Source organism: Pseudomonas rustica, assembly GCF_049959085.1.
GTDB lineage: Bacteria > Pseudomonadota > Gammaproteobacteria > Pseudomonadales > Pseudomonadaceae > Aquipseudomonas > Aquipseudomonas rustica.
Map to the genome: position 1 here is coordinate 6,039,814 of NZ_CP188200.1, position 21,687 is coordinate 6,061,500.

Below are 21,687 nucleotides of genomic sequence, written 5' to 3' on the forward strand. Positions count from 1 at the left end.
AGGAAGTTAATTGTAGGAGTCGGCTGAATTTGAAGTGAAATAGACGGCCTTGCACCGCCCAAAAACAAACGGGGAGCCCTTGGGCCCCCCGTTTTTACTGACCAATCAGCTGTTTGGCAGCAGACGGCAGGTGATGCTTTTGATGTAGCGGGTTTCGGCGATGGCTGGGTGCACCGGGTGATCCGGGCCCTGACCGCCGCGCTCGAGCATCTGGATGTTGCGATCCAGGTGACGGGCGCTGGTCAGCAGAATGTTCTGCAGATCGTCTTCCGGCAGGTGCATCGAGCACGAAGCGCTGATCAGGATGCCGTCCTTGTTGAGCAGGCGCATGGCTTGCTCGTTCAGACGACGGTAGGCGCCTTCGCCGTTCTTCATGTCTTTCTTGCGTTTGATGAACGCCGGCGGATCGGCAACGATCACGTCGAAACGCTCTTCGCTGGCCTTCAGCTCTTTCAGCGCTTCGAAGACGTCGCCTTCGATGCAGGTCATCTTGTCGGCAAATCCGTTCAGTGCGGCGTTGCGCTCAACGCCGTCGAGGGCGAAGGCAGAGGCATCGACGCAGAACACTTCGCTGGCGCCGAAGGCAGCAGCTTGCACGCCCCAGCCACCGATGTAGCTATAAAGGTCGAGAACGCGTTTGCCCTTGGCGTAAGGCGCCATGCGTGCGCGGTTCATGCGGTGGTCGTAGAACCAGCCGGTTTTCTGACCCTGAATGACCGGGGCTTCGAATTTCACGCCGTTCTCTTCCAGCGCCACCCACTCCGGTACCAGGCCGAACACGGTTTCGACGTAACGATTGAGGCCTTCAGCGTCACGCGCGGCGGAGTCGTTCTTGAAGAGGATGCCGCTTGGCTTGAGCACTTGGGTCAGCGCTGCGATCACGTCATCTTTGTGCGCTTCCATGGTCGCCGAGGCGATCTGGACTACGAGGATGTCGCCGAAACGGTCAACCACCAGACCCGGCAACAGGTCGGAGTCGCCGTAGACCAAGCGGTAGAACGGCTTGTCGAACAGGCGATCGCGCAGCGACAGGGCCACGTTCAGGCGATGCACCAGCAGCGATTTGTCCAGTTGCACCTTGATGTCGCGGGACACCAGACGGGCGCAGATCAGGTTGTTCGGGCTCATCGCAACGATGCCCAAAGTCTTGCCGCCGGCGGCTTCGAGGATCGCCTGATCGCCGGCCTTGAAGCCGTGCAACGGGGTGGCGGCCACATCGATTTCGTTGCTGTAGACCCACAAGTGGCCGTTGCGCAGGCGACGGTCGGCGTTGGCTTTGAGGCGCAGGCTAGGCAGGGACATGACGTCGCTCCGGAAAAAAGAGCGGGAGTATAGCGTGTTGAGTGTGGTGTCGGGTTTGGCGTGCGATGAAACGCTGATGGCCTCTTCGCGAGCAGGCTCGCTCCCACATTTGAAATGCATTCCCAAGTGGGAGCGGGCTTGCTCGCGAAGACTGCCTTGAACGCTAGGCAGACAATGTGTCGATCAGCTCTTTGCTGAACGCCGGAATATCATCCGGCTGGCGGCTGCTGATCAGGTTGCCGTCCTTGACCACTTCTTTATCCACCCAATGTGCGCCGGCGTTGACCAGATCATCCTTGACGGTTTTATAGCTGGTCATGGTTTTGCCATTCACCAGCCCCGCCGAAATCAGCAGCCAGCTGCCATGGCAGATCACCGCAATCGGTTTGCCGGCCGAGGCGCCGGTCTTGACCAGATGCTGGGCGTCCTGATCGATGCGAATGGTGTCGGAGTTTTGCACGCCGCCCGGCAACACCACCGCGTCGTACTGCTCAATGCTGGCAGCCTGGAAGGTCTGATCGACCTTGAAGTCATCCGCCGGTTTGTCGTGGTTCCAGCCTTTGACCGTGCCGGCCTCGGCCGAGAGGATGTCGACCTGTGCGCCAGCCTGTTCCAGCGCTTGCTTGGGGCCGGTCAGTTCAACCTGTTCGAAACCGTCGGTTACCAAAAAAGCGACGCGCTTGCCGTTGAGGGAAGTGGCCATCGATAAGCTCCTGAGTCAGTGGGAATTTGTTGGCGCAGCGGCCAGAAAATTTTCGCCGTGCCTTACCAAATCCGAAGCCTGAGCTTGAATGAAAGTTCCTCCGATATGCCCGTCGGTGTGTCGCCCTGCGGTCTCAGCGGTTAGAATCGCCGCCTGTCCCTGAGTGTGTACATATGTCCCAAGAGCTGACCACCGAACAGATTCAACAATCGCTGCAAGGCATCAGTGTGCCGGCGCAACCGCAGATCATGGTGGATCTGCAAATGGAGCAGTACATGCCCGACCCGGATCTGGAGGTGATCGCCAAGCTGATCGCCCAGGATCCCGGCCTGTCCGGTTCGTTGCTGAAAATCGTCAACTCGCCGTATTACGGCTTGAGCAACAAGATCACTTCGATCCAGCGCGCGGTGAATCTGCTGGGCAGCCGTTCGATCATCAATCTGATCAACGCGCAGTCGATCAAGGGCGAGATGAACGACGACACCATCGTCACGCTCAACCGTTTCTGGGACACCGCGCAGGACGTGGCGATGACCTGCCTGACGCTGGCCAAACGCATCGGCACTCAGGCCGGCGATGAAGCCTATGCGCTGGGCCTGTTTCATGATTGCGGCGTGCCGTTGATGCTGCAGCGTTTCCCCAATTACATGTCGGTGCTGGAAGAGGCGTACGCCAACGCCAGCCCGACCTGTCGCGTGGTCGATACCGAAAACCGTACGTTCAACACCAACCATGCGGTGGTCGGCTATTACACAGCGAAGTCGTGGCGTTTGCCGGAGCATGTCAGTGCCGCGATCGCCAATCACCACAACGCCTTGGCGATCTTCAGCGATGAGTCGTCGCGCAACAGCCAGTTGAAGAATCTGTTGGCACTGTTGAAGATGGCCGAACACATTTGTGCGTCGTATCGCGTGCTGGGCAACCAGACCGAAGACCACGAGTGGAACAGCATCGGCCCGCTGATTCTCGATTACGTCGGTCTGTCGGACTACGATTTCGAAACCCTCAAACAAACGATTCGCGACCTCGGCGCGCATTGATTCGAGGACACCATGCCTGAACTGCCCGAAGTCGAAACCACCCGTCGCGGGATCGCCCCGCATCTGGAAGGCCAGCGTGTCAGCCGGGTGATCGTGCGTGACCGGCGGTTGCGCTGGCCGATCCCCGAAGACCTCGATGTGCGCCTGTCCGGCCAGCGCATTGTGCTGGTCGAGCGCCGGGCCAAATATTTGTTGATCAACGCTGAAGTCGGCACGTTGATCAGCCATTTGGGCATGTCGGGCAATTTGCGTCTGGTCGAAGCGGGGCTGCCGGCGCTCAAGCATGAGCACGTCGATATCGAACTGGAGTCGGGGCTGGCGCTGCGCTACACCGATCCGCGCCGGTTCGGAGCGATGCTGTGGAGCACCGATCCGCTTAATCATGAATTACTGATTCGCCTCGGGCCGGAGCCGTTGACCGATCTGTTCGACGGCGAGCGCTTGTTTCAGCTGTCACGCGGGCGGTCGATGGCGGTCAAGCCGTTCATCATGGACAACGCAATCGTGGTCGGGGTCGGCAATATTTATGCGACGGAAGCGCTGTTCGCCGCCGGTATCGATCCGCGCCGCGAGGCCGGGGGCATTTCCCGTGGGCGTTATCTGAAGCTGGCGATCGAGATCAAACGCATCCTCGCCGCCGCCATCGAACGTGGCGGCACGACGTTGCGCGATTTTATTGGTGGTGACGGTCAGCCCGGGTATTTCCAGCAGGAACTGTTTGTCTATGGCCGGGGTGGTGAGCACTGCAAGGTCTGCGGCACCGGGCTGCGCGAAGTGAAGCTCGGCCAGCGCGCCAGTGTGTTTTGCCCACGCTGCCAGAGCTGAAAAAGTCCTGGGGTCTATAGTGAGGTGACTCACTGTTCAGCCCGAAGGATCGTGCCATGAAATCCCTGCAAGTCCTCTTCGTCACGTTGCTGCTGTGTTCCAGCCTGGCGGTTCAGGCCACGGAAAGCGGCAGCGGTGATCCGCGTTACACCATTCAAAACCCGCCTGCCTACGCCATGATCGGCGACTTGCTGATTGCCCGACCGTTATTGGTGGTGGCCACGGTGATTGGTGCGGGGGCGTTTGTGGTGTCGTTGCCGTTTACCGCGCTGGGTGGCGGGATTGGCGATGCGGGGCAGGCGCTGGTGGTGGATCCGGCGCGCGCGGCGTTTGTAAGGTGTCTGGGGTGTACGGGGGAGGGGTTTGAGCAGCGTGAGTGAAGGGCAAGATCAAAAGATCGCAGCCTGCGGCAGCTCCTACAGGAGAACGCGATCCTGTGTAGGAGCTGCCGAAGGCTGCGATCTTTTTAGCGATTCAGGCCTTGCCGGTGATGATGCGATATTTCTCCATCAACTGTTCTTCAGTCTCCGGATGCGCTTCATCCAGCGGGATGCAATCCACCGGGCAGACCTGTTGGCACTGCGGTTCGTCGTAGTGGCCGACGCACTGGGTGCACAGGTTCGGGTCGATCACGTAGATCTCTTCGCCTTGGGAGATGGCGGCGTTCGGGCACTCGGGTTCGCAGACGTCGCAGTTGATGCAATCGTCGGTGATGATCAGGGACATGCTAACTCCAGCCGGGGCGGCAGGCCCGGGCGCTATAAATCAATGCGCGCAATTGTGCCGCATTGGCGAGCGCAGTGCACGTTGCTGCGATCAACTGCTGTGCGTGGCTGCGATCAAGATCAAAAGATCGCAGCCTTCGGCAGCGCCTACTTTTTGAAGCGTAGGGTCAGGGCGTCGGCCACGGCAGGGTGGACGAACTTGGTGATGTCGCCGCCCAGCGCAGCAATTTCCCGCACCAGCGTCGAAGAAATGAACGAGTAACGCTCGGACGGCGTGAGAAACAGGCTCTCCACGTCCGGCGCCAACTGGCGGTTCATGTTGGCCAGCTGGAATTCGTATTCGAAGTCCGACACCGCGCGCAAACCACGCAGGAACACGTTGGCGTTCTGCTCTTTGGCGAAATGCGCGAGCAGCGTCGAGAAACCGACCACTTCCACGTTCGGCAGGTGTTTGGTGACCTCGCGAGCCAGTTCAACCCGTTGTTCCAGCGGGAACAGCGGGTTTTTCTTCGGGCTGGCGGCGACCGCAATGATCACGTGATCGAACAGGCGCGAGGCGCGTTCGACCAGATCGCCATGGCCCTTGGTAATAGGGTCGAAGGTACCTGGGTACAACACTCGGTTCATCGCGTCGTCCTGGCGGGAGTCCGTTGGGGAGTCGGATGGTATCGCAGCCGCCCCGGTCGGGAAAGTCGCCTGTTGGGTAAGAAAGCACTATAGACGACGGGAATAATCGGTTTTTTCATGGGTTTTTCAATCGATCGGCGAGGGCGGTCGCCAGTTGCGCAGTGAGGCCATACACCGACAACTGCGGGTTGGCGCCAATGCTGGTGGGGAACAGCGAGCCGTCGTGGATCGACAGATTGCTCAGTTGATGATGGCGGCCGAGGCTGTCAGTGACCGCCGATTTCGCCTCTTCGCCCATCGCGCAACCGCCCATGACGTGGGCGCTGCCCAATCGAGTGCGATACAGCTCAAGGCTCAGGCCATCGATCAGCGTTCGGGCTTCGGCCAGGTTTTTCACGTAACGCGCGTCGGCATGCATCGGCATCACCGATTTTGCGCCGCCAGCAAACTGGATCTCGGCCATGACGTGGAACGCTTTGCGCAAACCTTCCCAGGCGTAGGGCGAAACCTGATAGTCGAGCACCGGTGTGCCGTCACCGCGTAATTCCACGGCGCCGCCGCTGCTGTCCGGGTGAAAACCATCGCGCAGCAGGGCGAGCATGGCGTGGGTGTGCGGCAGGTCGGCCATGTGCTGCGCGTTCTCCTGGCCGAAACCGCCGAGCAGCGTCGCCGCCAGCGCCGGGTGCAGCGGCGGCACTTCAAGTTTGAACGCCATCGGCCCGGTGGTGCCGTCCTTCCACTGGAAATGGTCGGAGTAGATCGACTGCGGCGCCCCGTAAAACGGATTGACCACTTCGTCGAAGCGCGCGGCCGACATGTTCACCGGATGCAGAAATGTACGCTTACCGACATTCTTGTGCGGATCCGGCGCATCGGAGCGCAGCAGCAACGCCGGGCTGTTGATGCCGCCGCCGGCCAGCACGTAATGCCGCGCCTTGACCGTGATGGTGCGCCCGGTCGGCGCGACGCAGCGCTCATCCATCGCCACGCATTGCAGGCCGGTGACCTTGTCGCCGCTGATCAACAGCTTTTCCGCGCGGGCCAGATAAAGCAGCTCGCCGCCCTTTTCCAATGTTGCCGGAATGGTGGTGACCATCATCGATTGTTTGGCGTTGGTCGGGCACCCCATGCCGCAGTAGCCGAGGTTCCAGCAGCCGCGCACGTTGCGCGGAATCACGTGCCAGCTGTAACCGAGTTGCTCGCAGCCTTTGCGGATCACGTCGTTGTTGGCGTTAGGCGGCACCAGCCAAGGGGCGACGCCGAGGCGCTGCTCCATTTTCTCGAACCACGGCGCCATCTCGGCAACGCTGTGGCCTTTGACGTTGTGCTCGGTGGCCCAGTGTTCGAGGGTGGGTTCCGGGGTGCGGAAACTCGATGTCCAGTTGATCAACGTCGTTCCGCCGACCGCGCGGCCCTGCAGGATGGTGATCGCGCCGTCCTTGCTCATGCGGCCGATGCCTTCCTGATAGAGGCTGCTGTAGGCCTGGTCTTCGAGCATTTTGAAGTCGGAACTGGTTTTCAGCGGGCCTTCTTCGATCAGCAGGACTTTGTAGCCGGCGGCGCTGAGGATTTCCGCCGTGGTGCCACCACCGGCGCCGCTGCCGATGATCGCGACGTCGGCTTCGAGGGTCAGGTTATCGGTGAGTTGCGCGCCGTTGTAGGTTTTCCAGCCTCGGGCGAGGCCTTCGCGGAAGGGATCGGGTACGGGCATCGGTCAGGTTCTCTTTATTATTCTGATAGCGGTGGTGGAGCGGCTGGCCTCTTCGCGAGCAGGCTCGCTCCCACATTTGAATGCATTCCAGGCTGGGAGCGAGCCTGCTCGCGAAGGCCGTTGCGCCGATTTCAGACGGTAGGCGGGCCGGGATAGCCGCAATGCCCCCACGATTCCGTGCGGGTGTACCAGGCCATCGTGACCATTTGCTGCAACGAGCTATGCCCCATTTTCAACAAACTCAACGAACTGTTTTCCCAGCGATCGAGGAAGTTGCGCATCGCCTCGGCACTGGCATTTTCCCAACTGCCCCAGATCCCGGTGAGCGGCCCGCGCGTCACCGCCATGCCGAGCACGTCGAACAGCTGGCGAGTGAGTTTGAGCATTTCCGGTGACAGGTGATCGAGGCTGTAATCCAGCGCCTTCAGCGTGCCATCCACCGCGCTCGGCATCTTTTCAGCGGCTACGGCGCCATCGAGCATCACTGGAATCAGCGCGCGCAGAAACAGCAGATCACCGTCGCGCAAGCTGATGAAGCCATTGGCCGCGACGCTGGAGGAACAGCCACTGAGGCTGGCACCAAGGCCAGCGGTGGCGAGGAAGGCCGTGGCACCGAGGCTGAATTTCAGCAGGCCACGGCGCGACAGGGCAGGTGTTTCGGTCAGGCTTGGGTGCATTGTTTTTATTACCCGGCGGTGACGAATGATTAGCGAATGAATAGCTTCTGGATCAGTTTCTGAATCGATTTGCCGTACGGCGGGTAGATCAGTTTGGCCGCGTTGAAGCGCTGTTTAATCAGCACGCCTTTGGCCTTGCTGAAGGTCAGAAAGCCTTCATGGCCGTGGTAATGGCCCATCCCGGAGGGGCCGATGCCGCCAAACGGCATATCGTCCTGGGCGACGTGCAGCAGCGTGTCATTCAGGCACACGCCGCCCGAATGGGTTTCGTGCAGCACGCGGGTTTGTTCGCGTTTGTCGTAGCCAAAGTAGTAAAGAGCCAGAGGTCGTGGGCGCTGATTGATGTAAGCGAATGCCTGCTCCAGATCGCGGTACGGCACGATCGGCAGCAACGGGCCGAAGATTTCGTCCTGCATCACGGTCATGTCGTCGCTGACATTCAGCAGCACGCTGTGCGGCATGCGTCGGCCCTGACCTTGTTCGAACAACGGAATCAACAGCGCGCCTTTGCTGGTTGCATCGCTGACGTAACTGTTGAGTCGGGCCAATTGGCGTTCGTTGATGATCGCCGTGTAATCCGGGTTATCGGCGAGGGTTGGATAGAAGCTTTGCACCGCTTGGCGATAGGCTTCGACGAAGCCGCCGACGCGATCTTCCGGAACCAAAACGTAGTCTGGAGCGACGCAGGTTTGCCCGGCATTGAGGGTTTTGCCGAAGGCGATGCGCTCGGCGGCGTCCTTCAGCGGCACGTCGCGGGAGACGATGGCCGGCGACTTGCCGCCCAGTTCCAGCGTGACCGGCGTCAGGTTTTCCGCGGCTGCGCGCATGACATGTTTGCCGATGCTGGTGGCGCCGGTGAACAGCAAATGATCGAAGCGCAGACGGGAAAATGCCACGCCGATGTCGGCCTCGCCGAGCACCACGCAGACCAGATCTTCGGGGAAGATGCGCGCGAACAATTCCTTCATCAACTGCCCGGTGGCCGGGGTCGATTCACTGAGTTTGAGCATCACCCGGTTGCCCGCTGCCAGCGCGCCGACCAACGGGCCGATGGCCAGATACAACGGGTAATTCCACGGCACGATCACGCCGACTACGCCCAACGGCTGGTACACGACTTTCGCCGAAGCCGGCTGGAACGCCACGCCGACTTTGCGCCGCGAATCCTTCATCCAGCCCTTGAGATGGCTGCTTGCGTAATGAATGCCGTGCAGGCTCGGCATCAGTTCGGCGAGCAGGGTTTCGTCGGCACTGCGATGACTGAAATCCGCGCTGATCGCCTCGATCAAAGCCTGGCGTTCATTGCTCAGCAGGTCGCGCAACGACTTCAGCCATTGCTGGCGCTGCGCGGCGGGCGGCATCGGGTTGGCGGCGTATGCGGCCCGTTGCGCCTCGAATAACCGGTCGAGCTCTTCCAGGGGCTGTTGCAGCGTTTGCAGGTAGGCAATATCGGCAGTCATCGTAGGCTCCGGATTTATTGTAGTGATGAACTTTTTAGAGTCTATGCTCTATAAAGTCAAATGACTTCCGTGTGCAGCTTTGTTTTATCCATTTCCGGATAGGTCGTAAGATGCCCCTCACCGCACTCTGAATTAAAGCTCAAGCCATGGCCCCACGAATAAAAACCAGCGAGCGCATCGTGCAGAACAGCCTCGAGCTGTTCAATCAGCAGGGCGAGCGCAGCATCAGCACCAACCACATTGCCGCCCATATGGAGATTTCTCCGGGCAACCTGTACTACCACTTCCCCAACAAGCAGGCGATTATCTCGGTGCTGTTCAGCGAGTACGAAGCCTTGGTGGACAGCTTTCTGCGCCCGCCGCAGGGGCGTGCCGCGACGGTCGAAGACAAGCGTTTCTACCTCAAGGAGCTGCTCTCGGCGATGTGGGGTTACCGCTTTCTGCATCGCGATCTTGAACATTTGCTCGACAGCGACCCGGAACTGGCCGCGCGTTACCGGCGCTTTTCCCAGCGCTGCGTGATTCAGGGCGCGGCGATTTACGAAGGCTTCGTTGCCGCCGGGATCCTCAAGATGGATCGCGTGCAGATCGAGTCGCTGACCCTCAACGCGTGGATCATCCTGACCTCGTGGGTGCGCTTTCTGTGCACCACCCGCGAGAATTCCAACCACCTCAGCGAGCAGGCCGTTAAACGCGGCGTGTATCAGGTGCTGGTGCTGGAAGCCGGGTTTGTCACCGACGAGTCGCGGGATGCGGTCAATGCACTGTTCGACGAGTTTTATGTACCGCTGGCCCAAGCCCTCGAAGACGTAAAGTAAACATTCCGTTGAAACTCCACAGGAGCCCGTTATGCCGATTGCGCAGTTGCTCAGCCCGCAAGCCTTGGATGCCCGCAAGGAACAGCCGGGGCTGGTGATTCTCGATTGTCGTTTTGCCCTCGAAGACCCGGATTACGGGCAGCGCAGCTACGCCGAAGGACACATTGCCGGCGCGCGCTTCGCCGATCTTGAGCGCGATCTCAGCGGTAAAGTCGTCAAGGGTGTGACCGGACGTCATCCGCTGCCCGAGCCGGCGGCGTTGCTCGAGCGGCTGCAAGCGTGGGGCATCAACAACGACAGTGACGTGGTTTTGTATGACGACGGCCCGGGTGCTTATGCGGCGCGGGCATGGTGGTTGCTGGCGTGGCTGGGCAAGCGTGATGGCGTGTTTATTCTTGATGGCGGGCTGAAGGCGTGGCATGCGGCGGGTTTGCCGTTGAGTCTGGATGCGCCGGAGGTCACTCGTGGGGATTTCAGTGGTCAGCCGGACATGGGCTTGTTGATTAGTGCTGAGAAATTGCAAAAGCGTCTCGGCCAACCAGCGTTGACCTTGATCGATGCTCGGGCCTTGCCGCGATTCAAGGGTGAGGTTGAGCCGATTGATCCGGTGGCTGGGCATATTCCCGGGGCGCAGTGTGCGGCGTTCACCGATAACCTGGGCAGCGACGGGCGGTTTTTGCCGGCGGATCAGTTGCAGCAGCGTTTTGCCGCGAAGCTGGGTGATCGTTCGCCGTCGGATCTGGTCGCGTATTGCGGCTCCGGGGTGACGGCGTGTCACAACTTGTTTGCGTTGTGTCTGGCAGGTTATCCGTTGGGTTCGTTGTATGCCGGGTCGTGGAGTGAGTGGATCAACGAGCCAGCGCGCGGCATCGCCACCGGCGAATAAGATCAAAGGATCGCAGCCTTCGGCAGCTCCTACATTGGAATGCATTTCCCTGTAGGAGCTGCCGCAGGCTGCGATCTTTTAGCTTTCCAGGCGGGCATTGCGATACGCCGCGGGCCCGACGCCGTAAGCCTGTTTGAACTGTCGGCTCAAGTGGCTCTGATCGGCAAAGCCCAACTGAGTCGCGACTTCCAGCGGCAAACAACCACTCTGCAACAATGCCCGCGCCTGGGCGATGCGTTGTTGCATCAGCCAGGTGTGCGGCGGCATGCCGGTCGCGCGGCGGAATACCCGGGCGAAATGGAAGGGCGACAGATTGACCGCCGCCGCCAGTTCTTCCAGCGATGGCGGCGCCGCCAGTTGTGCGTGCATGACGTCCTTGGCCAACAGCACCGCGCGGTGCTCTTTGCCGGGATTGGCAACCTCGCGCACCGCCGCGTGACGCTGCAACAGCAGCAACATCATCTCGCGCCACACCGTTTGCTGTTGCAGTGCGGTCGCGGGGCTTTCCAGCAAACGGTGCAACTGGCAGAAACCGTTGACCAGATCCGGGTCGCGATACAGCGTGGCGCCGAAGGCCGGCAGACTGGTGGTCGGCAACTCCAGCTCATCCAGCAGCGAAACAATCTTGCCGGTATCCGGATAAAACGCCCGGTACAGCCAGCCGTCCTCGGTGCCTTTGTGGCCGGTGTGCAGTTCGTCCGGATTGATCAGCACCAACGTGCCGCTGCCCGCCAAGTGTTCAGCGCCGCGATAGCGGTAGCGCTGAGCGCCGGCCATGATCATGCCGATGACAAAACCGTCGTGTACATGCGGGGCGAAGCGTTGCTCGATATAGCGCGCCGACAACAACTCGACCCCGGCCAGTGGCGCGGTTTGCCAGAATCGGATCGACTCGCCCTGATCGCTCATGCGGGCACGCTGGCCAGCCATTGCGGGATGCGGCGTTCGAGGTAGTAGCCGGGCTGGCGCACTGAGCCGTCGACGAATCCAACGTGCCCGCCGCGCGCCTGCAATTCAAAAGCGGTCGAGGCCGACAGTTCGCTTTCCGAAGGCAGGCTGTGCGGGAACACAAATGGATCGTCCGCTGCCTGAATGATCAACGTCGGTGTGCGGATCTCGCCGAGGAAATAACGGCTCGACGCTCGACGGTAATAATCCTCGGCATCAGTAAAACCGTGCAGTGGCGCGGTCACGCGGCCATCGAAATCCCAGAACGTGCGCATGTTCTCCAGCGAACCGAGCGCTGCCAAAGCCGCCAGCCCATCCTCGCGCCCATCGTGCTGAAACTGCCGTTGCTTGTTCTTGATGTAGGCGACCATCTCACGCATGAAGTGCGCCTGATACACCTTGGAAAAGCCTTGGCCGATACGGTCGGCGCATTGATCGAGGCGGAACGGTACCGATACCGCCACCGCACCGACCACGCCACTGGCGCTACCGGTTTCGCCGAGATGTTTGAGCAACACGTTGCCGCCCAGCGAATAGCCGACGGCGTACAACGGCGCCAACGGGCGTTTCGCGCGCAGGTGTTGGATGGTTTCGGCGAGGTCTTCGCTGGCGCCGGAATGGTAGCTGCGCGGCAGCAGATTCGGTTCGCCCGAACAACCGCGCCAGTTCAACGCGACGCTGGCCCAGCCTTGATCGGCCAAGGCTTTTTGCACGCCGGCGACGTAAGGCGAATTGGAAGAACCGGTCAGGCCATGCAGCACCAGCACCAACGGCGCATCGGCCGTGTGCGGGCCATGCCAGTCGAGGTCAAGAAAGTCGCCATCCTCAAGCCACAAGCGCTCGCGCTCACGCTGGATATGCACGGTTTTGCGCCACAGCGGCCCCCACAAGGTTTGCAGGTGCGGATTGCCGAGGCCGAGTGCGGGGATGAAGCGTTCTGAAGAGGCGGACACGATGGTTCTCGATGCAGCGATGTGATGAGGCCCACAAAGCTGTTAGTCAATTTCCAGAGTACACAGGCTCAGTGTGGCGAGGGAGCTTGCTCCCGACGGGGCGCGCAGCGGCCCTTTTTCGGACTGCTGCGCAGCCCAGCGGGAGCAAGCTCCCTCGCCACAGGTTTTTGCTCGCCTTGGATTAAGCGGCGACTTCGGCCGTACGTTGCCACAGCGCGTAGTAAACCCGGCCGGATTTCTGTTCGCGGTGCAGGCGCCAGTTGCCCGGCAGGCCCAGCGTCGATGGCGCCGTTTCACTTTCAGTGTAGATCCACGAGTCGGCGGCCAGCCACTGACGTTCTTCGAGCAAGGTGCACACGGCAGGCAGCAAGTTCTGGTTGAACGGCGGGTCGAGGAACACCAGGTCGTATGCACTGGCGGTCTGGGTTTCCAGATAACGCAGCGCGTCCGCCGTCTGCACCTGGCCGTTGGTGCAGCGCAGGGTGCCGAGGTGTTCTTTCAGGCTCGAGACCGCGATGGTGCTCGCGTCCAGCGCCTGGCCCATGGCCGCGCCACGCGACAGTGCTTCGAGAAACAGCGCGCCGCTGCCGGCGAACGGGTCGAGTACCTTGGCCCCTTCAACGTACGGCGCGAGCCAGTTGAACAGGGTTTCACGCACGCGATCCGGCGTCGGACGCAGGCCCGGCGCATCGGGGAAGCTCAGCTTGCGGCTGCGCCATTGACCGCCAATGATGCGCAACTGGTTCACACCGTTGTGAACGTTGTGCGCAGGCTTTTTAGGGGAACGAGTTGCCATTAATGCTCCGGAACCCCGAGCGGTTGCTCGGCAGGTTTATCAGATGGGGCCGGTAACGGCTTTTGCGGCACGGTCGGGCCAGCGGTGACGATGACCATTTTGTCCGTGCTCAGGTGTTTGTTCAGGGCGTCGCGGACTTGTTCCACGGTCAGGCTTTGCGACTGACGCATGAAATCGTCCAGATAGCTCAACGGCAGATTATAGAAGCCCATCGCGCCAAGTTGGCCGACGATATCGGCATTGCTCGCGGTGGACAGCGGGAAACTGCCGGCCAGCTCGCGTTTGGCGTCGTCGAGTTCTTTCTGCGTCGGGCCGGTTTTCAGGTAGTCGGCGAGCACGTCTTGCACCAGTTTCAGGGTGCCTTCACTCATTTCCGCGCGGGTCTGCAGATTGATCATGAACGGGCCGCGCGCCTGCATCGGGCTGAAACCCGAATACACGCCGTAAGTCAGGCCACGCTTCTCGCGCACTTCGCTCATCAGGCGTGTACCGAAACCGCCGCCGCCGAGGATCTGGTTGCCCATCGACAGCGCCGCGTAATCCGGATCGTCACGGTCGATGCCCAGTTGCGCGAGCAACAGGTTGGTTTGCTTCGACGGGAACTCGATGTGATTAACGCTGGCTTTCGGTTCCTGCGGCTGCGCGATCTTCGCCAGCGCCGGGCCTTTCGGCAGGGCTGAGGAAACCTGATTGGCAATCGCCTCGGCCTCAGCGCGAGACAAATCCCCGACCAATGCAATCACCACGTTGCCAGCCGCGTAGGCCTTGGCGTGGAACTCACGCAATTGCGCGAGGGTGATCTTCGGCACGCTTTGCGGATTGCCGTCGCTCGAGTGCGCGTACGGGTGATCGCCGTACAGACGCTTCATCAGCTCAAGGCTGGCGAGTTTGCCGGGGTTCTGTTTCTGGTATTCGAAACCGGCGAGCATCTGGTTTTTGATGCGGGCAAAGGAGTCAGCCGGGAAGGTCGGTTTGCCGACCACTTCCGAGAACAGCTTCAAGGCCGGTTCGCGCTTGTCGGCGGCACTCAGGCTGCGCAGCGAGGCCAGCGCCATGTCTTTGAAAGCACCGTTGCCGAAATCTGCACCCAAACCTTCAAAGCCTTGAGCGATGGCGCCGACGTCTTTGCCAGCCACACCTTCGTTGAGCATCGCGTTGGTCAGCACTGCCAGACCCGAGGCGCTGCCGTCCTGGCTGCTGCCCGCGGCGAAGATCAGGCGCATGTCGAACATCGGCAACTCATGGGCTTCAACGAACAACACCTTGGCGCCGTCGGCGGTGTTCCAGGTCTGTACGTCGAGTTTGCGGCTGGCCGGGGCCTTGCCGTCGAGTTCGGCCAGCGATTGCAGCTTCTGGCTGGTCTTGGCGTTGTCGAGGGCTTCGCTGGCCTTGCTGTCAGCGCTTGGCGACAGATAGAAAGCAGCAGAGCCGATCACCGCCACGGCGATCAGGCCGAGCAGCATCAAACGTGGGGTTTTGCGCTCACTCATGAGTCGTCTCCAGTGGCAGGACGTGGGCGACGCTGAGACGTTCGCGGGTGAAATACAGCTTGGCGGCGTTCTGGATGTCTTGCGGGGTCACGCTTTCCAGATCGGCAAGTTCGGTGTCCATCAGTTTCCACGACAAGCCGACGGTTTCCAGCTGGCCAATCGCAGTGGCCTGGCTGGTAATCGAATCACGTTCGAAGACCAGACCGGCGATCACTTGCGCACGCACGCGCTCCAGTTCTTCGGCGGACGGTGCGGTGGTTTTCAGCTGTTCCAGCAGTTTCCACAGACCGGCTTCGGCTTGCGCCATGGTCTTTTTCTTCTGCGTGTTCGGCGTTGCCGAGAGGGTGAACAGGCTGTCGCCACGGGTGTAGGCGTCGTAGTTCGACGAACCGCCGGAGACCAGCTCTTCGCCGCGCTCCAGTTGTGTCGGGATGCGACCGCTGTAGCCGCCGTCGAGCAAAGCCGAGATCAGGCGCAGGGCGTTGACCGAGCGCTTGTCTGCAGCGGTGGCGATGCTTGGCACGTTGAAACCGAGCATTAGGCTAGGCAGTTGTGTCTGTACGTGCAGGGTGATCTGGCGTTCACCTGGCTCGGCCAGTTCCAGTGGTTTTTTCGCCGGTGGCACGTCGCGTTTGGCGATCGGGCCGAAATAGCGTTGGGCGAGGGTTTTCACTTCGTCGGGGGTGACGTCGCCGACCACTACCAACGTGGCGTTGTTCGGCACGTACCAGGATTGGTACCAGTGGCGCAGCTCTTCGACCTTCATGCGGTCGAGGTCAGCCATCCAGCCGATGGTCGGCGTGTGGTAGCCGCTGGCCGGGTAGGCCATGGCTTTATAACGTTCGTAAGCCTTGGACATCGGCTTGTCATCAGTGCGCAAGCGGCGCTCTTCCTTGATGACTTCGATTTCCTTGGCGAACTCGTCGGCCGGCAGGCGCAGGTTGGCCATGCGGTCGGCTTCCAGCTCAAAGGCTACGCCCAGACGGTCGCGGGCCAGCACCTGGTAATAAGCGGTGAAGTCGTCGCTGGTAAAAGCGTTCTCTTCGGCGCCGAGGTCGCGCAGGATCAGCGACGCTTCGCCGGGGCCGACTTTTTCGCTGCCCTTGAACATCATGTGTTCGAGCGCGTGAGACAGACCGGTCTGGCCCGGGGTTTCGTAGCTGGAGCCGACCTTGTACCAGACCTGCGAGACCACCACTGGCGCGCGATGGTCTTCGCGCACGACGACCTTGAGGCCGTTGTCGAGGGTGAATTCGTGGGTCGGTTGCGGGTCGGCCGCCAGGGCCGAAAGGGGCAGGCAGACTGTGCTGAGCAGCAGGCCTGCGGCGCGGCGGGCTAGAGCATTCATTCGTTTTTTAACCTGTTGGGCTGCCCGCTTGGTCTTAGCGTCGGCGGGCGAGAGGGTGCTAGGATACTGATCCGTTTTACTGGCGGCCACGCCTATCAAGCCACTGATCGGTAGATAGGTTGTATGGGTTCCCGGCAGAAGCTTTGAGTTTGTCAGCTAAACTCTGCGTTTTCGCCGAAGATGCCGTTCCAGTCCTTCGTATTAATCGACCTTTGAGGTGCCTCTGGCGCCTCGACAAAATGTTGCGCGTGAACAAGCTGGATGAAACACAGTCTGTTCTGCATCGAATATTTATTTGCCGGGGCGCCCTTATGGCGCGTCGCTACCGTGAGATAGCCGTCCTCCATGTTTGGTTCCAACGACGACAAGAAGACCCCAGCTGCGGCTGGCGAGAAGAAAAGCCTGTTCGGATGGCTGCGTAAAAAACCGCAGGAACCCGTCGTCGAACAGCCGCCCGCGATTCCTGAACCCGCTCCCGCGCCGGCGCCGGTAATAGAAGAAGAGCCGGCACCGATCGTTCTGCCGATTGCCGAACCGGTGTTGCAACCGGTTGAGCCGGAACCCGAGCCGGAAGTGCCAGTAGCGGCGGAATTGCCGCTGACCCCGGCGGCCCAGCCGTGGCTGACCTTGCCGGTGGCAGAAGAGCCGGTGGCGTTGGTTGAAGAGGCTGCGCCGCACATTACGCCGGTGATTCCTGCGCCAGTCGCGTTTGAGCCGGAAGTAGCTCCCGCGTCTGTGGTTGAGCCGATTGTCGAGCCTGTGCCGGTGGTTGCTGAGCCGGTTGCCCCGGTATTCATTGAGCCGGTTGCTCCGATCGTTCAACAGCCTGCACCTGCACCGGTTATCGCTGAGCCAGTTGCGCCAGTTGAAGTGGTCGCTGAAGCCCCCGTCGAAGCCCCGCGTACCGAAGAAACCAAAGCCGGTTTCTTCGCCCGCCTCAAGCAAGGCCTGTCGAAAACCAGCGCCAGCATCGGCGAGGGCATGGCCAGCCTGTTCCTCGGCCGCAAAACCATTGACGACGATCTGCTCGATGATCTCGAAACCCGTCTGCTCACCGCCGACGTTGGTGTCGAAGCCACCACGCAGATCATCCAGCGCCTGACCCAGAAGGTCGCTCGTAAAGAACTGGCCGACGCCGACGCGCTGTACAAATCCCTGCAGGCCGAACTGGCCGCGATGCTCAAACCGGTTGAACAACCGCTGAAAATCGCCTCGCAGAACAAGCCATTCGTGATTTTGGTGGTCGGCGTCAACGGCGCCGGCAAAACCACCACTATCGGCAAACTGGCGAAGAAGCTGCAACTGGAAGGCAAGAAAGTCATGCTCGCCGCCGGTGACACCTTCCGCGCCGCTGCCGTGGAGCAATTGCAGGTCTGGGGCGAGCGCAACAAGATTCCGGTCATCGCTCAGCACACCGGCGCCGACTCCGCCTCGGTGATCTTCGACGCCGTGCAGGCCGCCAAGGCCCGTGGCATCGACGTGTTGATCGCTGACACCGCCGGTCGTCTGCACACCAAAGACAACCTGATGGAAGAGCTGAAAAAGGTTCGTCGGGTCATCGGCAAGCTCGACGCCGATGCGCCGCACGAAGTGCTGCTGGTGCTCGATGCCGGTACTGGCCAGAACGCCATCAACCAGGCCAAACAATTCAACCAGACTGTCGAACTGACCGGTCTGGCGTTGACCAAGCTCGACGGTACTGCCAAGGGCGGCGTGATTTTCGCCCTGGCCAAGCAGTTCGGCCTGCCGATCCGCTACATCGGCGTCGGTGAAGGCATCGACGACTTGCGTACTTTTGAAGCAGAACCCTTTGTCCAGGCACTCTTTGCCGAGCGGGAGCGTTCATGATTCGTTTCGAACAGGTCGGTAAACGCTACCCGAACGGTCACGTCGGCTTGCATGAGCTGAGCTTTCGAGTCCGTCGTGGCGAGTTCTTGTTTGTCACCGGCCACTCCGGTGCCGGTAAATCCACGTTATTGCGCCTGTTGCTGGCGATGGAACGTCCGACCAGCGGCAAATTGCTGCTGGCCGGGCAAGACTTGAGCACCATCAGCAACGCGCAGATTCCGTTCCTGCGCCGGCAGATCGGCGTGGTGTTCCAGAATCACCAGTTGCTGTTTGATCGCACGGTGTTCAACAACGTCGCGTTGCCGCTGCAGATTCTCGGGCTGTCCAAGGCCGAAATCGCCAAGCGTGTCGATTCGGCGCTGGAGCGTGTGGCGCTGTCGGATAAAACCGATCTGTACCCAGGCGATCTGTCGACCGGTCAGCAACAGCGCGTCGGCATCGCCCGCGCCATCGTCCACCGCCCGGCCTTGCTGCTGGCGGACGAACCGACCGGTAACCTCGACCCGCGTCTGGCGGCCGAGATCATGGGCGTGTTCGAAGACATCAACCGGCTGGGCACCAGCGTGCTGATCGCCAGTCACGACCTGGCACTGATCGCGCGCATGCGGCACCGCATGCTGACCCTGCAACGTGGCCGATTGATCGGCGACGGGGAGGCTGGGGTATGAGTGCGACACGCAGCCCAAAGGTTTCCGAGCGCGTGGCGCCGAAAGCCGCCGATCCGCAGCCGCAAAAGAAGAAAAAGCACGACGATGACGATGGCCCGGACTTCGCCACGCTGTTCCGCGCGTGGATCGAAAGCCATCGCGCCAGCCTGCTCGACAGCCTGCGTCGCCTCGGCAAGCAGCCGATCGGCAGCTTTTTCACCTGCATGGTGATGGCCGTGGCCTTGAGCCTGCCAATGGGCTTGTCGTTGCTGCTGAACAACGTCGAGCGTCTCGGTGGTTCGTGGCAGCGTGCGGCGCAGATCTCGTTGTATCTGCAACTCGACGCGAGCCCGGAGCAGGGCGAGTCGTTGCGCGAGCAGATCAAAGGCATGCCCGGCGTTGCTGATGCTGAATATGTCGGCCGTGATCAGGCGCTGGAAGAATTCCAGCAACAGTCCGGACTGGGCGAAGCCCTGCGCGAGCTGCCTGAGAACCCGTTGCCGGGCGTGGTACTGGTGACGCCGAACGAAGTCGACAAGCCGACGCTGGAAGCATTAAGACAAAAACTTTCCGAGCTGCCCAAGGTACAACAGGCGCAACTTGATCTAGTCTGGGTCGAGCGTCTGGCCGCCATCCTCAAGCTCGGCGATCGTTTTGTCTTCGGTCTGACGGTGCTGTTGGTTTCTGCATTACTTTTGGTGATAGGCAATACCATTCGTCTTCATATTGAAAACCGCCGCACCGAGATAGAAGTGATTAAACTCGTCGGCGGCACTGACAGTTATGTGCGACGTCCCTTCCTCTATATGGGCGCGTTGTATGGCTTCGGTGCGGGGCTGTTGTCCTGGGGTGTATTGGCGTTCGGCCTGAACTGGCTGAACGATGCGGTGGTTGGGCTGGCCGGGTTGTACGGCAGTGATTTCGCACTGGCCGGCGTGCCAGTTGCCGACGGTCTGTCGCTCTTGCTTGGCGCGGTGCTGTTGGGTTATATCGGTGCATGGATTGCAGTCGCACGTCATCTCAGGGAGCTGGCGCCGAAGTAGAATCTTTTTTGCGCGTGATTGACCTCGCGGTTTTTATGGGAACTCTCGTTTGAATTCCCGGTCAATTTTTCGCAGTGCTGAGAAGCACGAGTATGTAAGTCGGAGGTTTTTTCGTATGACCAATTCTTTGCAACCTGCGTATGCGTTGGTTCCGGGTGCGAACCTGGAAGCTTACGTGCACACCGTCAACAGCATTCCATTGCTGACGCCGGAGCAGGAGCGTGAACTGGCCGAGAGTCTCTACTATGAGCAGGATTTGGGGGCGGCTCGGCAGATGGTGCTCGCCCACCTGCGTTTTGTTGTACACATTGCCCGTAGCTATTCCGGCTACGGTCTGGCTCAGGCTGACCTGATCCAGGAAGGTAACGTCGGCCTGATGAAGGCAGTCAAGCGCTTCAACCCGGAAATGGGTGTGCGTCTGGTGTCGTTCGCCGTGCACTGGATCAAGGCGGAAATTCACGAGTTCATCCTGCGCAACTGGCGCATTGTGAAAGTCGCGACCACCAAGGCCCAGCGCAAGCTGTTCTTCAACCTGCGCAGCCAGAAGAAACGTCTGGCGTGGCTGAACAACGAGGAAGTCCACCGTGTGGCGGAAAGCCTCGGCGTGGAACCGCGTGAAGTGCGCGAGATGGAAAGTCGCCTGACCGGCCATGACATGGCCTTCGACCCGGCTGCTGAAGCCGACGACGACAGCGCTTTCCAGTCGCCGGCCAACTATCTGGAAGACCACCGGTACGACCCGGCGCGTCAGCTGGAAGATGCCGACTGGAGCGACAACTCCAACAACAACCTGCACGAAGCTCTGGAAGTGCTGGACGAACGCAGCCGTGACATCCTCTACCAGCGCTGGCTGGCAGAAGAGAAAGCCACGCTGCACGACCTGGCGCAGAAGTACAACGTGTCGGCTGAGCGTATCCGTCAGCTCGAGAAGAGCGCGATGAACAAGCTCAAGTTGTCGATCGCTGCGTAACCGGCGAACAGGCAATAAAAAACGCCCCGATCAGCAATGATCGGGGCGTTTTTGTATGTCGCGTTTAAAGCTGAATCAGATCAGCGCTGAACGACGCGCAATTGCTTGCTGGCCGGTTCATTAGGCAATACGCGCTTGGCGACGACGTAATGCTTTTCCCAATACGGCTTGTTCAGGGTATCGATGCTCACCGACTTGCCGCGACGCGGCGCGTGGATGAAGCGATCATTGCCCAGGTAGATGGCAACGTGGTTGACTCGACGGCTCTTGATGTTGAAAAAGATCAGGTCGCCGGGCTTGAGATCGTTGCGCTCGACCTTCACCCCATGACCGCTGGCCATGGCGTTGGAAGTGCGTGGCAGGTCGAATGTGGCGTCGTTAAACGCGTATTTCACCAGACCGCTGCAATCGAAGCCTTTACTTGGGCTGCTGCCGCCCCAACGATAAGGTGTACCGAGGACGTTTACAGCGCGGCTGAGCACGTTGCTGCTCTCCTTGCTCGCCATCGGTGGCACCAGCTTGCTGTGGTTCTTGCTGCTCAGCGTGGTGGTTTTGCTTTTGCTGCTTTTGCTCGAAGGAGCCGAAGCATGGGATTTAGGGGTAAAGCCGTTAACGTTAGGAAGACGTTGCTCACGATTGGTGGCGTGGGCGGCCAGTGGCATTAATAGGCAGATGGTTAGCCATGTCTTGAAAAATGGTCGCATTAGGCGTGGCTCTTAAGTGGTAGCGCGCAACTTTATAACAGCTTTTTTGTCCCTTCCGAGGCCGTTGGTCGATTCAACCCGGTGGTCAATTTCGCTCAACAAGCGGCAAATTGACTCAATTGTCGGACAGAACCCAAGCCCCACAAGGCTTTACGCAATGTGTAAC

Annotated in this window: 23 protein-coding genes; 9 read left to right on the forward strand and 14 right to left on the reverse strand. The window is 60.4% G+C overall.

The window, feature by feature from the left end; translation table 11 throughout:
- Positions 1–105 precede the first annotated feature (105 nt).
- The gene (locus ACP3TY_RS27400; RefSeq protein WP_212545090.1) at positions 106–1,302 is read right to left on the reverse strand and encodes a class I SAM-dependent rRNA methyltransferase; all 1,197 of its coding nucleotides are present in this window, start codon (positions 1,300–1,302) and stop codon (positions 106–108) included.
- 163 nt (positions 1,303–1,465) lie between these two features.
- Complete coding sequence (locus ACP3TY_RS27405) at positions 1,466–2,005, reverse strand: type 1 glutamine amidotransferase domain-containing protein (protein WP_159811894.1); 540 nt, start codon at positions 2,003–2,005, stop codon at positions 1,466–1,468.
- 227 nt (positions 2,006–2,232) lie between these two features.
- On the opposite strand from ACP3TY_RS27405, the gene ACP3TY_RS27410 reads away from it, so the two are divergent.
- The 3 genes from ACP3TY_RS27410 to ACP3TY_RS27420 are packed head-to-tail and all read left to right on the forward strand — an operon-like array spanning position 2,233 to position 4,250.
- Positions 2,233–3,045, forward strand: coding sequence for an HDOD domain-containing protein (locus ACP3TY_RS27410; RefSeq protein WP_172680168.1), 813 nt, complete (start codon positions 2,233–2,235; stop codon positions 3,043–3,045).
- Positions 3,046–3,057: 12 nt separating this feature from the next.
- Positions 3,058–3,870: a bifunctional DNA-formamidopyrimidine glycosylase/DNA-(apurinic or apyrimidinic site) lyase gene (gene mutM / locus ACP3TY_RS27415; RefSeq protein WP_053124742.1), complete on the forward strand. Its 813-nt coding sequence runs from the start codon at positions 3,058–3,060 to the stop codon at positions 3,868–3,870.
- A gap of 56 nt (positions 3,871–3,926) precedes the next feature.
- Positions 3,927–4,250 carry a hypothetical protein gene (locus ACP3TY_RS27420; RefSeq protein ID WP_053124741.1) on the forward strand — a complete coding sequence of 108 codons (324 nt, stop codon included), beginning with the start codon at positions 3,927–3,929 and terminating at the stop codon, positions 4,248–4,250.
- A gap of 94 nt (positions 4,251–4,344) precedes the next feature.
- Here the strand turns inward: ACP3TY_RS27420 and ACP3TY_RS27425 are convergent, their stop codons facing one another.
- From ACP3TY_RS27425 to ACP3TY_RS27445, 5 genes are all read right to left on the reverse strand, one after another.
- A complete protein-coding gene (locus tag ACP3TY_RS27425) occupies positions 4,345–4,596 on the reverse strand; it encodes a YfhL family 4Fe-4S dicluster ferredoxin (protein ID WP_038358877.1) in 252 nt (83 codons plus the stop codon).
- Positions 4,597–4,742: 146 nt separating this feature from the next.
- On the reverse strand, positions 4,743–5,222 hold the full coding sequence (coaD, locus tag ACP3TY_RS27430) for a pantetheine-phosphate adenylyltransferase (RefSeq protein ID WP_003176711.1): 480 nt from the start codon (positions 5,220–5,222) through the stop codon (positions 4,743–4,745).
- A 115-nt stretch (positions 5,223–5,337) separates the two neighbouring features.
- Positions 5,338–6,933, reverse strand: coding sequence for a GMC family oxidoreductase N-terminal domain-containing protein (locus ACP3TY_RS27435; RefSeq protein ID WP_426618907.1), 1,596 nt, complete (start codon positions 6,931–6,933; stop codon positions 5,338–5,340).
- Between the two features lie 131 nt (positions 6,934–7,064).
- Positions 7,065–7,610 carry a twin-arginine translocation pathway signal protein gene (locus ACP3TY_RS27440; RefSeq protein ID WP_426618908.1) on the reverse strand — a complete coding sequence of 182 codons (546 nt, stop codon included), beginning with the start codon at positions 7,608–7,610 and terminating at the stop codon, positions 7,065–7,067.
- A 29-nt stretch (positions 7,611–7,639) separates the two neighbouring features.
- Positions 7,640–9,088 carry a coniferyl aldehyde dehydrogenase gene (locus tag ACP3TY_RS27445; RefSeq protein ID WP_305728908.1) on the reverse strand — a complete coding sequence of 483 codons (1,449 nt, stop codon included), beginning with the start codon at positions 9,086–9,088 and terminating at the stop codon, positions 7,640–7,642.
- A 128-nt stretch (positions 9,089–9,216) separates the two neighbouring features.
- Between ACP3TY_RS27445 and ACP3TY_RS27450 the strand changes: the two genes are divergently transcribed.
- Both ACP3TY_RS27450 and ACP3TY_RS27455 read left to right on the forward strand, forming a co-directional pair.
- Positions 9,217–9,888: a TetR/AcrR family transcriptional regulator gene (locus tag ACP3TY_RS27450; RefSeq protein ID WP_053124733.1), complete on the forward strand. Its 672-nt coding sequence runs from the start codon at positions 9,217–9,219 to the stop codon at positions 9,886–9,888.
- Between the two features lie 31 nt (positions 9,889–9,919).
- Positions 9,920–10,774, forward strand: a complete 855-nt coding sequence (locus ACP3TY_RS27455) for a sulfurtransferase (RefSeq protein ID WP_426618909.1) — start codon at positions 9,920–9,922, stop codon at positions 10,772–10,774.
- A 78-nt stretch (positions 10,775–10,852) separates the two neighbouring features.
- Here ACP3TY_RS27455 and ACP3TY_RS27460 read toward each other — a convergent pair whose 3' ends face one another.
- From ACP3TY_RS27460 to ACP3TY_RS27485, 6 genes are all read right to left on the reverse strand, one after another.
- Complete coding sequence (locus ACP3TY_RS27460; protein ID WP_212550226.1) at positions 10,853–11,683, reverse strand: AraC family transcriptional regulator; 831 nt, start codon at positions 11,681–11,683, stop codon at positions 10,853–10,855.
- On the reverse strand, positions 11,680–12,675 hold the full coding sequence (locus ACP3TY_RS27465) for a hydrolase (protein ID WP_212545085.1): 996 nt from the start codon (positions 12,673–12,675) through the stop codon (positions 11,680–11,682). Before ACP3TY_RS27465 ends, ACP3TY_RS27460 begins: the two co-directional genes overlap by 4 nt.
- Positions 12,676–12,856: 181 nt before the next feature.
- Entirely contained in the window at positions 12,857–13,471 is a 615-nt protein-coding gene (rsmD, locus tag ACP3TY_RS27470) for a 16S rRNA (guanine(966)-N(2))-methyltransferase RsmD (protein ID WP_426618910.1), read from the reverse strand.
- Positions 13,471–14,961 carry a M16 family metallopeptidase gene (locus ACP3TY_RS27475; protein WP_426618911.1) on the reverse strand — a complete coding sequence of 497 codons (1,491 nt, stop codon included), beginning with the start codon at positions 14,959–14,961 and terminating at the stop codon, positions 13,471–13,473. Before ACP3TY_RS27475 ends, rsmD begins: the two co-directional genes overlap by 1 nt.
- Positions 14,954–16,309 (reverse strand): M16 family metallopeptidase, encoded by a 1,356-nt coding sequence (locus ACP3TY_RS27480; protein WP_426618912.1) that lies wholly within the window; start codon positions 16,307–16,309, stop codon positions 14,954–14,956. Before ACP3TY_RS27480 ends, ACP3TY_RS27475 begins: the two co-directional genes overlap by 8 nt.
- A 152-nt stretch (positions 16,310–16,461) precedes the next feature.
- Positions 16,462–16,656 (reverse strand): hypothetical protein, encoded by a 195-nt coding sequence (locus ACP3TY_RS27485; RefSeq protein ID WP_053124721.1) that lies wholly within the window; start codon positions 16,654–16,656, stop codon positions 16,462–16,464.
- Between ACP3TY_RS27485 and ftsY the strand changes: the two genes are divergently transcribed.
- The 4 genes from ftsY (at position 16,655) to rpoH (ending at position 20,817) form a co-directional block, all read left to right on the forward strand.
- Positions 16,655–18,157, forward strand: a complete 1,503-nt coding sequence (gene ftsY, locus ACP3TY_RS27490) for a signal recognition particle-docking protein FtsY (protein WP_426618913.1) — start codon at positions 16,655–16,657, stop codon at positions 18,155–18,157. The genes ACP3TY_RS27485 and ftsY overlap by 2 nt on opposite strands.
- Positions 18,154–18,825, forward strand: coding sequence for a cell division ATP-binding protein FtsE (gene ftsE, locus ACP3TY_RS27495; RefSeq protein WP_003229148.1), 672 nt, complete (start codon positions 18,154–18,156; stop codon positions 18,823–18,825). The genes ftsY and ftsE overlap by 4 nt, the downstream gene beginning before the upstream one ends.
- Positions 18,822–19,847: a permease-like cell division protein FtsX gene (gene ftsX, locus ACP3TY_RS27500; RefSeq protein ID WP_053124717.1), complete on the forward strand. Its 1,026-nt coding sequence runs from the start codon at positions 18,822–18,824 to the stop codon at positions 19,845–19,847. The genes ftsE and ftsX overlap by 4 nt, the downstream gene beginning before the upstream one ends.
- A gap of 115 nt (positions 19,848–19,962) precedes the next feature.
- On the forward strand, positions 19,963–20,817 hold the full coding sequence (gene rpoH / locus ACP3TY_RS27505) for an RNA polymerase sigma factor RpoH (RefSeq protein ID WP_042561557.1): 855 nt from the start codon (positions 19,963–19,965) through the stop codon (positions 20,815–20,817).
- A gap of 80 nt (positions 20,818–20,897) precedes the next feature.
- Here rpoH and ACP3TY_RS27510 read toward each other — a convergent pair whose 3' ends face one another.
- Positions 20,898–21,521 (reverse strand): C40 family peptidase, encoded by a 624-nt coding sequence (locus ACP3TY_RS27510; RefSeq protein WP_053124715.1) that lies wholly within the window; start codon positions 21,519–21,521, stop codon positions 20,898–20,900.
- Positions 21,522–21,687 lie beyond the last annotated feature (166 nt).

Excerpts from the sequence above, each read along its gene's own strand:
- ftsY (WP_426618913.1), top strand. The coding sequence starts at position 16,655 with ATGTTTGGTTCCAACGACGACAAGAAGACCCCAGCTGCGGCTGGCGAG.
- ACP3TY_RS27405 (WP_159811894.1), bottom strand. The coding sequence starts at position 2,005 with ATGGCCACTTCCCTCAACGGCAAGCGCGTCGCTTTTTTGGTAACCGAC.
- ACP3TY_RS27400 (WP_212545090.1), bottom strand. The coding sequence starts at position 1,302 with ATGTCCCTGCCTAGCCTGCGCCTCAAAGCCAACGCCGACCGTCGCCTG.
- ACP3TY_RS27455 (WP_426618909.1), top strand. The coding sequence starts at position 9,920 with ATGCCGATTGCGCAGTTGCTCAGCCCGCAAGCCTTGGATGCCCGCAAG.
- ACP3TY_RS27510 (WP_053124715.1), bottom strand. The coding sequence starts at position 21,521 with ATGCGACCATTTTTCAAGACATGGCTAACCATCTGCCTATTAATGCCA.
- ACP3TY_RS27425 (WP_038358877.1), bottom strand. The coding sequence starts at position 4,596 with ATGTCCCTGATCATCACCGACGATTGCATCAACTGCGACGTCTGCGAA.
- ACP3TY_RS27440 (WP_426618908.1), bottom strand. The coding sequence starts at position 7,610 with ATGCACCCAAGCCTGACCGAAACACCTGCCCTGTCGCGCCGTGGCCTG.
- ACP3TY_RS27450 (WP_053124733.1), top strand. The coding sequence starts at position 9,217 with ATGGCCCCACGAATAAAAACCAGCGAGCGCATCGTGCAGAACAGCCTC.
- ftsX (WP_053124717.1), top strand. The coding sequence starts at position 18,822 with ATGAGTGCGACACGCAGCCCAAAGGTTTCCGAGCGCGTGGCGCCGAAA.
- mutM (WP_053124742.1), top strand. The coding sequence starts at position 3,058 with ATGCCTGAACTGCCCGAAGTCGAAACCACCCGTCGCGGGATCGCCCCG.
- ACP3TY_RS27485 (WP_053124721.1), bottom strand. The coding sequence starts at position 16,656 with ATGGAGGACGGCTATCTCACGGTAGCGACGCGCCATAAGGGCGCCCCG.
- ACP3TY_RS27480 (WP_426618912.1), bottom strand. The coding sequence starts at position 16,309 with ATGAATGCTCTAGCCCGCCGCGCCGCAGGCCTGCTGCTCAGCACAGTC.
- coaD (WP_003176711.1), bottom strand. The coding sequence starts at position 5,222 with ATGAACCGAGTGTTGTACCCAGGTACCTTCGACCCTATTACCAAGGGC.
- rsmD (WP_426618910.1), bottom strand. The coding sequence starts at position 13,471 with ATGGCAACTCGTTCCCCTAAAAAGCCTGCGCACAACGTTCACAACGGT.
- ftsE (WP_003229148.1), top strand. The coding sequence starts at position 18,154 with ATGATTCGTTTCGAACAGGTCGGTAAACGCTACCCGAACGGTCACGTC.
- ACP3TY_RS27475 (WP_426618911.1), bottom strand. The coding sequence starts at position 14,961 with ATGAGTGAGCGCAAAACCCCACGTTTGATGCTGCTCGGCCTGATCGCC.
- ACP3TY_RS27460 (WP_212550226.1), bottom strand. The coding sequence starts at position 11,683 with ATGAGCGATCAGGGCGAGTCGATCCGATTCTGGCAAACCGCGCCACTG.
- ACP3TY_RS27435 (WP_426618907.1), bottom strand. The coding sequence starts at position 6,933 with ATGCCCGTACCCGATCCCTTCCGCGAAGGCCTCGCCCGAGGCTGGAAA.
- ACP3TY_RS27420 (WP_053124741.1), top strand. The coding sequence starts at position 3,927 with ATGAAATCCCTGCAAGTCCTCTTCGTCACGTTGCTGCTGTGTTCCAGC.
- rpoH (WP_042561557.1), top strand. The coding sequence starts at position 19,963 with ATGACCAATTCTTTGCAACCTGCGTATGCGTTGGTTCCGGGTGCGAAC.